Below are 11,448 nucleotides of genomic sequence, written 5' to 3'. Positions count from 1 at the left end.
AGAACACTAATTGTATATAGATACGCAACTGCATACTTATGTAATACTCAGCATTCTTAATTTTTACTCTAGTTTATTAAAGCCTATACAAGTTACCTTTTCTCATATTGTTTTTAGGACACTATACCTTTATAATTTACTTTAGATTATAAAATTATCAGAACTCACATTATCCTTAATTAATTTATTTGTTCATATTCAGTAATACTAATTATATTATTAGGATTTTTTACATCAAATATAAAATAACTTGGTGAAAATTTTATACCGCTATCAGATATATATTTATTTATATCTAATCTGAACTTTTCTATATGATAGTTGTTGCTATCATATTGTTCTTTTATTGAGTCCTTAATTCTTCTTTCCTCATTCTTATCTAAATCTCTGATTAAAAAATCTGGGAGCCATTTTTTCTTATTAAAGCAAAGATAATCATATTTTATAATCTCTTTTAATGCTTCTTGATTTTCACTATTTAGTTTTTCCTCATTAAAATCAAGAAACACCTTGTAGTACTCAACATTGCCTATATTTCTTTTAAAATATCCTTTCTTTTCAAAGAATGAACCTAGCTCGAAGTAAAAATCAAAAGGAGTTTCAAATTTATGATTAAAGAACTTTATTATGTTATTAAATTTTCCAGAATTATAATATTTATCAACCATCTCTTCAGCCTTTTTAAGTTGAAGGAGTTCTTCATAACTAATATCCTTTGATCTTAATATCTCATAAGGAGCATACGGTGAATAAACTATTCCCCATTTTAATGCCTCTTCCCTCATAGAGGACCCTTTTAAAAGCTTTAGAAATCCAAGTTGAATTTCTTCTGGCCCTATAGAGTGAACATCATTAAAGGACTTTTTAAAAGATTGAAAATCCTCTCCTGGAAGTCCTGCAATTAAGTCTAAGTGCTGCTTTATATTACCTCTTTGTGCTATCTTAGATACTCTTCCTTTTATATCATTAAAACTTATATGTCTATTAATATTAGCTAAAACCTCATCATTTGTTGTTTGCACCCCAACTTCAAACTGAAATCTTCCATACGGTGCCTTACTTAAAAGCTCTATCTCATCATCTCTCAATATATCTGCTGATATTTCAAAATGAAAGGTTGTATTAGTATTCTGCTCCATTAGATATTTCCAAATCTCTTTAGCAAAATTATGATTACAGTTGAATGTTCTGTCTACAAATTTTACAAGTCTAACACCTTTATCCATGAAATACTTTAATTCCTTCTTAACTCTTTCTACATTTAAAAATCTAACACCTTCTATTGTAGATGATAAGCAATATTTGCACCTAAAAGGACACCCCCTAGAAGCTTCATAATAGACTATTTTATTCTCTATAGAATTGTCATCCATGGTATAAGGAAATACTAAATTATTCATATCTATTTGAGGTCTAAAACCATTAAATTTAACATCATTCTCTGTTTTATAATATAATCCTCTAATAGTTTCTAATTTTCTTCTTTCCAATTTATACTCAATAAACTCTTTGTAAGTTTCTTCACCTTCACCTGTTATTAAAAATTCTCCTACATGTTCCTTTAAGAAATTTTCACAATCAAAAGAAACTTCTGGGCCACCATAAAGTATCTGAATTTTATCATTTACTAATTTTATAAGCTCTGCAAGCCTATTTATATATTCCATATTCCAAATATAACAAGAAAAAGCTACTACATCTGCCTTTTCCAACATAATTTCCTCTAGAATATTCTCTATTCTATCATTTATTGAAAATTCTCTAATGGTACACTCATAATCTAATTCACTTGTAAATTGCTTTAAGTATCTAACTGCAAGATTACTATGAATGTATTTAGAATTTACCGCTGTTAATAACACTTTCATCTAATGTTCTTCCTCTCTTTTTAGCTTTAATAAAGTATATTTTATCCCAAAACTTAGTTTCTTCTATTTCGAAATAATTTTCAAGTATTTTTTTCAATAGCTCTGTAGTGCATTCATTGATGGGATTAAAATCTTTATAGCTAAAGGTTTTGGTCTTATCTTTAGGCATAAGAACTTTGATGTCAATATTTATTATTTCTTTTGATCTTTTTTCTATGTCCCAAATATAAAGTAATCCCTCATCACCAATATGCTCCCAAACCTCTTTTATTAACTCTCGCCTTTCACTATTTCTCCAAATTTTGCTTAGGGTAAAAAAGAAAACTCCTGTTTTAAAGTCGTTACTTTTCTCTGTATTTAGGATATCTACATAATCAATACATATTTCATCATCTGAATTTTTTGTTAAATTGTATATTACCCCATGATTCTCCTTACCAATATCTAATACATCTCCATCAAATTCTATGTCTTTCATATCTAATATATATTCCATATAGCATCACCCTTATTTCCATATTATTGAAGTTATAATTCTATAAAGAAAAAAGAATTCCTTTAAATTTGGAATTCTTTTTATATAAATATATATAACTTCAATCATTAATAAGTTTTAGTGAAAAATCTCGACATTCAATACTTTTTCTAAAATTCTTAATTTAATTATGAAGTTATGTATCTTTATAGTGACTTATTAATAAATGTGTATCTATAACTTGAGTCAGATTTCACTTCGTGAAATGGCAGCAAATCAAACTAAAAATATTTTTAAAAATATAAAGGTATTCTTGTGACTTATAAATTCAATCACAAAATTGTTTACCTACATGTTCCTCATAAAAATTTAAAAGGTATCCTGCAGTGGATATTTGAGCCTGCTTTAATATTACTCTGGAAATTTCAAAATATCTCTCTTCCCTATCTTCTATTTGATTGAACCTATAATAAGCATTATTAGCTACTTCTGCATTATTTTTCATAAAGTCCTTAAGTTTTGTTTGTCTTAACGTTCCTGAATTTTCAGAAAAGTCATAATGATTAAAAAGCTTTAGTCTAATCCAAGATTCAAAACCTTTGTGACTTTTTAGAAGTCTGTTGTTCACATGATGGGGTACTGTAGCATCTTGAATTAAATGAGCAACAGCTCCTACAAAAAAAAGAGCTTTATTTAAATTTTCTCTTTTTATATTTCTAATAGCTTCCCTATTGTATCTTACACCTTCATCTAGAGCATTGGAGAAGCCATATAATCCTCTTTCCTCTGAATAGTGAAAAAAATGATTTATGCTTTTAAAATCCTGATCAGCCCAGACAGCACCTTCATTCAATGGCTTAATATTTTCTTTAAAGAACTGAGCGGCATCCTCATAACCATCATTATTAAGAATGTGAATTGCCTGCATATTAATATACTTATGCACTATACAACTAGTTTTTACCACAACCTTTTTAATCGGATTAACCGTAACCATAACTCCTCTTACAAAATTCCCATAAGTTTGTTCAATCTTCTTTTTCATTGGTTCTATCAACCCCTATTTAATCTTATCATTTATTATTAAAATTACTACTAATCCTATTATTACACAAATAGCAAAAATCATAATCTCCTTTGGAATATTAATAGTACTTTTATTTATATCAGACTTTACCTCAAAAATACATTTTTTTGTCTCATCAAGAATTAAAAGTGAGTTTTTTGAAAACTTCATTTCATTAATCTTATCACCTTTCTCAAGCTTAAGTTGTTTAGTTAATATTCCATTATTAGTAATGTTATAAATAATTCCATTACTACTATCATAAAAAAACATAGAATCCTTTGCTGCCAATGCTCCTGCTTTATCTACTACAAGTCCTGCTAAAGAAGAAACAGAGCTGTGTTGATAAAATGGGGCACTAGGATTTGTAGTTGGATGTTCTTCTAAAATAAAGGATACCTTTTCTTCACCTTCTTTTCTAAACCTTGGTGAATTTATAGGATCTCCTCCACTATAATCTGGCCAACCATACCATAATCCATATTTAAGTTCATAAATATAATCCTTATCCCCAGGAACCGGTCTAAGTCCTCTGTTCTCCATGCCACCTACTACTGCATATATTTTACCTTTTGAATTCATATCCCATCCTTCAATATTCCTTATCCCCCAACAAAACGACTCTCCTTTTTTACTTAAAGTGTTAACCCTTATAACCGAAGCATTACCTGGAAAATGAGCTGGGATTCTCTCGCCACTAGTATTTATAGTGCCATAAGGAACAAAAGCACCCGTTGAATTATTATTGAAGTTCTTTCCTTTTAAAACAATAGTCTTTGGAGTTAAATCATGAATAGGACTATTATTCATCCAAAGATTATCTGGCCCAACAACGCCGGAATTAGTGGCAGATCCAATAGATATATATAAATAATTTTCCTTAGCAAGAATCTTGCTATATTTATAATCGCCAAAGTTAGGTAGATTGTCCATAATAATCTCATGCTTTTTATTCTTTAAGTTATATGAATAAAGCTTTGTGGAGGAAATATAGTATAACTTTTGTTTATTATATATTATTGTTGTTATAGATAAATCTTTATCCTTAAATAATGTGAGACTTTTTCCGTAATTGTCTATTACCTGCACTTCAGTACTTGTAGCAATATAATAGTTTCCCATATCATCAACATCAAAACTTCTGCATCCTTCAATTCCTTTATATTTTACTTCCGCTGTAATTTTTTCTATTAATGGAGTTATATTGTATCTCATGGCATTTTTATAAAGAAAAAAAGATGATACTAAAACTACTACAACTATAATAATAATTTTTATTAAGTTTCTCATATCTCCCTCCGTATCAAAGATAATCAATTCCCTGGTTAAAAAAGCATATAGATACATAACTTCATAACTGAATTTATAATTCAATTATACAAGTTTATAGAATTTATTAATTATTGAATTGAATTATCTTATTATTACAGTTATTCTATCTAATATATATTTTAAAATATATTAAAAAATGAATATCCTAAATACTATTACTATTCTCCTTTAAAATTAAAGGCCTACCAAGAATATTTGTCCATATAATTGAATAACTTTTAATATTGATGGTAGGGAGAGTGAGTAGTGTGATTGAAAACAATTTTTATAGAAATTCCATTATATTAACAGCATCCAATCTGACCACAGGTATCTTAGGTTTTATTTTCTCAATATATCTCTCTAAAGTTTTAGGTCCAGAGGGTATGGCCCTTTATGGACTTGTAATGCCAATATATAACCTATTTATTTGCCTTATGACAGCAGGAGTTGTAGCTGCAATCTCTAAGATTTCCGCTATATATTCTACTAATAATGACTATGGTAATCTTTTTAAAACTATGAGAACAGTAGCTTTTTTTAATTTTATATGGTCAACTCTTGTAGGTATACTAGTTTTCTTTTTTTCTTCTTCCATAGGTACATACTGGGTAAAGGATGAAAGAACTATAAATGCTATAAAAATCACTTGTCCCTCTATGATATTTATAGCATTATCAAATATACTTAAGGGATATTTTTATGGCACTTCAAAAATAGCTATTCCTGCTTTTGTAGATATATTGGAAAAGGGAGTGAGAATCTTTGTTATAGCTTTTTTAATATACTTTTTTAATGCTACTTCCTTATCTTCACTAGTAACAGTTGCTTATATAGCATTATGTATTGGGGAATTTCAAAGTTTAGCTCTTCTTTATATATATTATAGGCGTCTTTCAAAAAAAATAAGAATTATACCAAAGAAAAAAGAGGGACGAGCTCAACTTCTTTTTGATGTATTACTAATATCACTTCCTCTTTGCATCACCGGTTTTCTTACGAGTATATTTTATACTACTTCAGCTCTTGTTGTACCTAGAAGATTGATTGCGGCTGGCTTTGAATATAGTACAGCACTTGCTATGATTGGTAAATATGCTGGTATGGCTTTAACAATAGTAACTTTTCCAATGGTGATAATAACTTCCTTAAATACTTTGCTTATACCTGATCTCTCTCAAACTATGAATAAAAAGGATTATTATTCTGCTGCAGTTCGAATAAGAGGAATTTTAAAACTTGTATTCTTGCTTGGTATTTGCACTACAATAATTTGCGTATTAATTCCTTCTTCCTTAGGACAAATGTTTTTTAACAGAACTGATCTTGGAGCTTATATAAAGGCTGCCTCTTTCGGAGCACCAATTTACTTTACCTCCTTAACAATGTTTGGAATATTAAATGGCTTAAGTAAGCAAACAATAATTTTACGTAATTCTATAATAACTGAAATCGTAGAGCTAATTTCCTTATATACTTTAACTTCCATTCCTTCAATAAATGTTTTTGGATACGCTATAACTGCTGTAATTGTTTCATCCCTAAGTTTGGCATTGAACCTTTATGAGGTTAACAAATCTATTAACCTCAATATTTCTTTAAGTGTTGTTATTATTTATATCTTGTTTGGATTTCTATTCTTCTATATACTTTCAATATTTTCTTCACTTATAGTAGGATTGAGTTTAGTTGTAAAAAATTTAATAATTATAATCCTATGCTTCTCAATATTTACTCTAGTAGCATTAAAATTAAAAATTGAATAAAAAGAGAGCTATCCAAAAAATCCTTTGGATAGCTTCCTTTTTGTCCTCACACTTTAACCTTTTATAAAATTTAACACTGTATATAATTTCCTATTATTAATAAGAATTAATATGCAAATATTATTTATAGTTACTATTAATAGTAAGGAGGTTTTCTATGTTGAAACTATCACCAAAACTTTACAGAACATTTATACGACCAAAATGGTTCACCAACTTATTTATTAATAATATGATCAAAAAAGAGTTTAATTTTACTAATAAAAGTGTACTGGATTTTGGCTGTGGAGTTGGCTGCAGCTGCTCTATTTTTGAGCCGATAAGATATTTGGGAATAGATTGCGACATGAATAGAATTGTCTATGCAAGACGCTTAAATCCTAACTACAAGTTTGAAGTTATAAGAAGTAATGATAAATTACCTATAGCAGATAATTCAGTAGATTATATAATAATTTCATCAGTTCTACATCATATTCCTACCGAATACATTAGAAATTACGCGAAGGAGTTTCATAGAATCTTGAACCCACATGGTAGTATTCTAGTCATTGAACCTGTTTTTATTAAAGGTTCTTCTATCAACAATCGATTTATGGCTTATTTTGATAAAGGAAAATATATTAGACATCAACTTGAATACTTTCAAATGTTTAATTCATGTAATTTTAAAACTAGAGAATTAAAAAAATATACTCAATTACTCTTTTATAATAAAATATTTTTTGAAGCTCAGCCAATTAATAATTTTAAACTATCTTTATAGTTCATATAAAATAAAAAAGGGGGCTGTTCAAAAAAGTTATTTAATCAACTCACTTTTTGTATGCATATAAATGAAAAAGGGGCTTTACCCAAAAAGTACTTATACTTTTTTTGGTCAGCCCTATCTTCATTGTCAATTCTTAATTGCTTGTTATCTTAAGTTTTTCTTCATAAATCCTGGTAATAACCTAAGAGCCTTAGGTGAAAGTCCTTCTAATTCCTTTTTTCTTACTCCTCCAATATATATCATTACATAAATATAAACAAATGCTCCAACTACAATAGTTAATAAAAGTGGAACTACATTTATAAATCTTCCTGTACCAATAATATATGAAGTTGTTCCAAAAAATAAAGTCTTTGATGCATAAATGAATATAGCCATTACTAAAGAACTTATTATTGGCTTTAATGCTAGTGTTATTAAAGAAAATTTTATTTTTAAGACTCTACATACTCTCGTGTGATTTAAAATCATCGGCACTAGAAAACATAAAACTCCACCTACTACTGCACCCCTTATATTTATATCTCTATATCCTATTAGAATGTAGTTGCTAGTTATTTTAAAAATTATACCAATTAAAAGAGATATTACTACAAAATAAAATTGATTTATACTTTGAAGTACAGTATTTTGTATCTGTACTACTGCCATAAAAATTACTACTATTGAGCCGTACAACATAAGTTCATATCCTTGGGGTATACCAAATAATACTTTGTATATTTCTGAACTTAAAACTGCTAACCCAAAGGCTGCGGGTACAGTAACAGTGTAAGTCATTCTTATTGCAAATAATATCTTTTCTCTTATAGTATTCTTATCCTTTAGTACTAAAGCCTTAGATATTGCAGGCATTACTGCTGTCCCTAATGCAGTAATAATTATTAATGGTACATAAAGTAAAGTTTTATAGAAACCTAAAATACCATAAAGCTCATCTGCTTGGCTTGTACTAAATCCTGCATAAATGAGTCTTGCATTTACATTAAACATATCTACTACAGCGCCAAAGTTCTGAAGACCTGCACTTAAAGCAATTGGAAATCCATAAGTTATAAGTCTTTTTATTATTACTTTTCCTCTTAATCTTTTTAATGATGTATCTGTATTTTTAATACCTGATTCAATTTTTTTAGATACAGTTATAAAAATTAAATAATAAATAGCAATTAGTGCACCTATAGACGTACCAAGTGTTGCCCCTGCACTTCCATATTCTATCCCATACTTCATAAGATAAAAAGCAAATATCAAACTTAATGCAACATTTACAAGCTGTTCAAGAACTTGTGATACTGCTAAGGGTGTCATAAGATTTCTTCCTTGAAAGTATCCCCTATAGGAACAAAGTACTGAAGTTAGAGCTATAGCTGGTGCTAAAACTATTAGTCCGATATAAATATTGGGATTTTCACTTTTATAAGCTATAAACTTAGCACTTACTATAAGTAATACTGTTAATAATGTTCCAAAAACTAATAATAAAGTTCTTGAAAGCCTAAAAGTTCTTAAAGCATCTCTATGATTTCCCATAGCTTCAAGCTCAGAAACATATTTAGCTATAGCTGTTTGCATACCAAGATTTAACACTGCATAAAGAAAAACAAATATCTCATAAGTTTTTTGATATATACCATATCCACCAGTACCAATTAACCCTTGAAGAAGAGGCACATATAGCAAAGACAAAAGCTTTGCTAATATGCCTGCAAGAGAAAGTATGGCAAACCCTCTAGTAGTTGACTGCTCTTTCATATTTATCTCCCATCAAAATATAAACTTAAAAACATCTTTTTTAATTTTCTTAAACATAGGAGGTAATGTCTCTGCTATAGTTTTATTCTTTAAATAATTAAATTTCTCTGGAACATCTTTAAAAATAACTTTATATGCATAAAGAAATTGATAGTTTAATCCAAACTTGTTATCAAAGAAAGAATTCATCTTCTTATCTCCATACTTTGGATCACCTATAATCGGATGTCCTAAATATGCTAAATGTGCTCTAAGTTGGTGACTTCTTCCTGTTATAAGCTCAATCTCTACTAATGAGAATGCTCCGTTACTCTGTAGCGTTTTCACTTCCATTGAAATCTTCTTTGTATTAGGTCCTTTAGTTTCAAAAACATTGGATATATTATTTTCATCGTCCTTAGCTATATATGCTTCGTATACTTTATCTTTTATTCTTCCCTTAACTAATGCGATATAATATTTTTTTATTTTTCTTTCTCTTATAAGCTCATTTAAAAGTTTAAGTGATTCAAAGTTTTTACCATAAAAAACCACACCAGAAGTATTTCTATCCAACCTATTACATGGAGCTGGAGTAAAGGTAACTTCCTGTTCTGGAACATAATCTCCTTTTCTATGAAGATATGATAGAACATAATCTGTAAGAGTTGGTTCTCCATTTTTCTTATCAGAGTGAACCAATACTCCCGGCCACTTCTCTACCAACACCATATTTTCATCCTCATAGGTTATCATTAAAGAGCTTGAGTCAACCATTTGGAATTTTTCATTTTTTTCTTGCTTTGATTGAATATATCTTATCTCTACAATGTCACCTTCTTGAAGAGAATACTTTTCTTTTTCCTTCTTTCCATTAATCCTTATATCTCCTTTTCTTAACGCTTTAAAAATAGCGCTTAAAGGTACATCCTTTAAAAGCTTTCTTAGAAATTTGTCAAGTCTCTGACCTGCTTCATTTGTTCCTATTTCTATTCTCACAAAATCCACTCCTAAATTTTTATTACATTGTAATAGATTATTATTACATTGTAATAGATTAATATTATTTTGTTATCTTGTCAAATAATTATAAGCTGTTAGACACTGTACCGCTACCCCTATATGTAAACAATGCTCATCTATATCAAATAAGGCATTATGAATAGGTGCATTTACTGTTTTATCGTTATTTCCACATCCTAACAAAAAGAAACCAGCTGGTCTTTCATTTGCAAAATAAGCAAAACTTTCAACCCACATTCTTGGATTCTCTTGTAAATCCACATTTTCTTCTCCTAAAATCATCTTTGATGCTTCTCTAATTGTGTCTACCATGTGGTCATCATTATACAAACAAGGATAACTTTCTTCAATTTCTACTTCATAATTCCCTCTCATTGCAGTGCAAACACCTTTTACTATTTCTTCTAACCTTCTTTTTGTATGTTCTCTATCTTCAGAGGACATAGTTCTCATAATTCCTTTTAAAACAACCTCGTCTGGAATAATATTTTGTGCAGTTCCACCTTGAATGCTTCCAATTGTTATAACTGCAGGATTAAAAGGAGATATCTCTCTGCTTACAATAGTTTGCAGAGATAATACTACTTGAGAAGCCATAACTACTGGATCCACAGTAGTGTTTGGAGCTGCTCCATGTCCTCCTTTACCCTTTATTTTAATAGTGAAAGGATTCGAAGCTGCATTTACCACTCCATTTTTAACCTTTATCTTTCCAGCTTCTAGATCTTCTGTCACATGTAATCCTGCTACAGCATCTACCCTTGGATCTTCTAGAACTCCTTCTGAAATCATCAATCTTGATCCTCCAGTGGTTTCTTCTGCTGGTTCAAATAAAAGCTTAACTTTTCCTTTTAACAAATGCTTATTTTTATTTAAAAGCTTTGCTGCACCTAATAATATTGTTGTATGAGCATCATGTCCACAAGCATGCATCTTTCCTTCAATTTTTGATCTATACTCACATACCTTTTTGTCTTGTATAGGAAGCGCATCTATGTCTGCTCTTAAAGCAATTACTTTTCCTTCTGAAGCCCCCTCAGCAGTACCTTCAATAATACCACAAACGCCCGTTTTAGCTACAGCCATATATGGAATACCCTCACTTTTCAAAAAACTCTTTATTTTTTCTGAGGTTTTCCACTCCTCAAATCCAAGCTCAGGATTTTCATGTAAATCCCTTCTAATTTTTATAAGTTCCTCATTAATCTTTAATGCTTCTTTTAAAAAATCAATATTCATAAATAACACCTCTTAACTATAAAATGCTTAATTATTCTTATAACTACTTTATACTTTGTATAACGATTTTACTATACCCTCTCTACCTAACTATTTTTCAAATTTTATAACATCAGTATATGTAAATTATTTTTCCTCAATACTCTCTGTTTTTATTATAAAGTACCATTAAAATAAAAACATATGTTTAAACT

The 11,448-nt window shown here is 29.2% G+C and carries 9 protein-coding genes; 2 read left to right on the top strand and 7 right to left on the bottom strand.

Annotation, left to right across the window (positions count from 1 at the left end):
- Nucleotides 1-179: 179 nt before the first annotated feature.
- The 4 genes from CPJCM30710_RS11095 to CPJCM30710_RS11080 all read right to left on the bottom strand — a co-directional run bounded on the left by CPJCM30710_RS11095 (nt 180) and on the right by CPJCM30710_RS11080 (nt 4,699).
- Nucleotides 180-1,868, bottom strand: a complete 1,689-nt coding sequence (locus CPJCM30710_RS11095) for a B12-binding domain-containing radical SAM protein (RefSeq protein WP_212904241.1) — start codon at nt 1,866-1,868, stop codon at nt 180-182.
- On the bottom strand, nt 1,837-2,364 hold the full coding sequence (locus CPJCM30710_RS11090; RefSeq protein ID WP_212904240.1) for a hypothetical protein: 528 nt from the start codon (nt 2,362-2,364) through the stop codon (nt 1,837-1,839). The genes CPJCM30710_RS11095 and CPJCM30710_RS11090 overlap by 32 nt, the downstream gene beginning before the upstream one ends.
- Nucleotides 2,365-2,671: 307 nt before the next feature.
- Complete coding sequence (locus CPJCM30710_RS11085) at nt 2,672-3,388, bottom strand: zinc dependent phospholipase C family protein (RefSeq protein WP_212904239.1); 717 nt, start codon at nt 3,386-3,388, stop codon at nt 2,672-2,674.
- Between the two features lie 15 nt (nt 3,389-3,403).
- Nucleotides 3,404-4,699, bottom strand: a complete 1,296-nt coding sequence (locus CPJCM30710_RS11080) for a hypothetical protein (RefSeq protein ID WP_212904238.1) — start codon at nt 4,697-4,699, stop codon at nt 3,404-3,406.
- A 290-nt stretch (nt 4,700-4,989) separates the two neighbouring features.
- Between CPJCM30710_RS11080 and spoVB the strand changes: the two genes are divergently transcribed.
- Together spoVB and CPJCM30710_RS11070 are read left to right on the top strand one after the other, a co-directional pair.
- Entirely contained in the window at nt 4,990-6,486 is a 1,497-nt protein-coding gene (gene spoVB, locus CPJCM30710_RS11075) for a stage V sporulation protein B (protein WP_212904237.1), read from the top strand.
- A 157-nt stretch (nt 6,487-6,643) separates the two neighbouring features.
- Complete coding sequence (locus CPJCM30710_RS11070) at nt 6,644-7,252, top strand: class I SAM-dependent methyltransferase (protein ID WP_246503521.1); 609 nt, start codon at nt 6,644-6,646, stop codon at nt 7,250-7,252.
- A gap of 150 nt (nt 7,253-7,402) precedes the next feature.
- Here CPJCM30710_RS11070 and CPJCM30710_RS11065 read toward each other — a convergent pair whose 3' ends face one another.
- From CPJCM30710_RS11065 to CPJCM30710_RS11055, 3 genes are all read right to left on the bottom strand, one after another.
- The gene (locus CPJCM30710_RS11065) at nt 7,403-9,013 is read right to left on the bottom strand and encodes a putative polysaccharide biosynthesis protein (RefSeq protein WP_212904236.1); all 1,611 of its coding nucleotides are present in this window, start codon (nt 9,011-9,013) and stop codon (nt 7,403-7,405) included.
- Between the two features lie 12 nt (nt 9,014-9,025).
- Nucleotides 9,026-9,991: an RluA family pseudouridine synthase gene (locus CPJCM30710_RS11060; RefSeq protein ID WP_212904235.1), complete on the bottom strand. Its 966-nt coding sequence runs from the start codon at nt 9,989-9,991 to the stop codon at nt 9,026-9,028.
- A 72-nt stretch (nt 9,992-10,063) separates the two neighbouring features.
- Nucleotides 10,064-11,254, bottom strand: coding sequence for a M20 metallopeptidase family protein (locus tag CPJCM30710_RS11055; protein WP_212904234.1), 1,191 nt, complete (start codon nt 11,252-11,254; stop codon nt 10,064-10,066).
- Between the last annotated feature and the right edge of the window lie 194 nt (nt 11,255-11,448).

Source organism: Clostridium polyendosporum, assembly GCF_018332455.1.
Lineage (GTDB): Bacteria > Bacillota > Clostridia > Clostridiales > Clostridiaceae > Clostridium_AY > Clostridium_AY polyendosporum.
This window is presented reverse-complemented; position numbering and strand designations above follow the sequence as displayed.

Bases quoted from the DNA above. Each gene is read 5' to 3' on its own strand.
- CPJCM30710_RS11095 (WP_212904241.1), bottom strand. From the start codon at position 1,868: ATGAAAGTGTTATTAACAGCGGTAAATTCTAAATACATTCATAGTAAT.
- CPJCM30710_RS11090 (WP_212904240.1), bottom strand. From the start codon at position 2,364: ATGGAATATATATTAGATATGAAAGACATAGAATTTGATGGAGATGTA.
- CPJCM30710_RS11085 (WP_212904239.1), bottom strand. From the start codon at position 3,388: ATGAAAAAGAAGATTGAACAAACTTATGGGAATTTTGTAAGAGGAGTT.
- CPJCM30710_RS11080 (WP_212904238.1), bottom strand. From the start codon at position 4,699: ATGAGAAACTTAATAAAAATTATTATTATAGTTGTAGTAGTTTTAGTA.
- CPJCM30710_RS11070 (WP_246503521.1), top strand. From the start codon at position 6,644: ATGTTGAAACTATCACCAAAACTTTACAGAACATTTATACGACCAAAA.
- CPJCM30710_RS11065 (WP_212904236.1), bottom strand. From the start codon at position 9,013: ATGAAAGAGCAGTCAACTACTAGAGGGTTTGCCATACTTTCTCTTGCA.
- CPJCM30710_RS11055 (WP_212904234.1), bottom strand. From the start codon at position 11,254: ATGAATATTGATTTTTTAAAAGAAGCATTAAAGATTAATGAGGAACTT.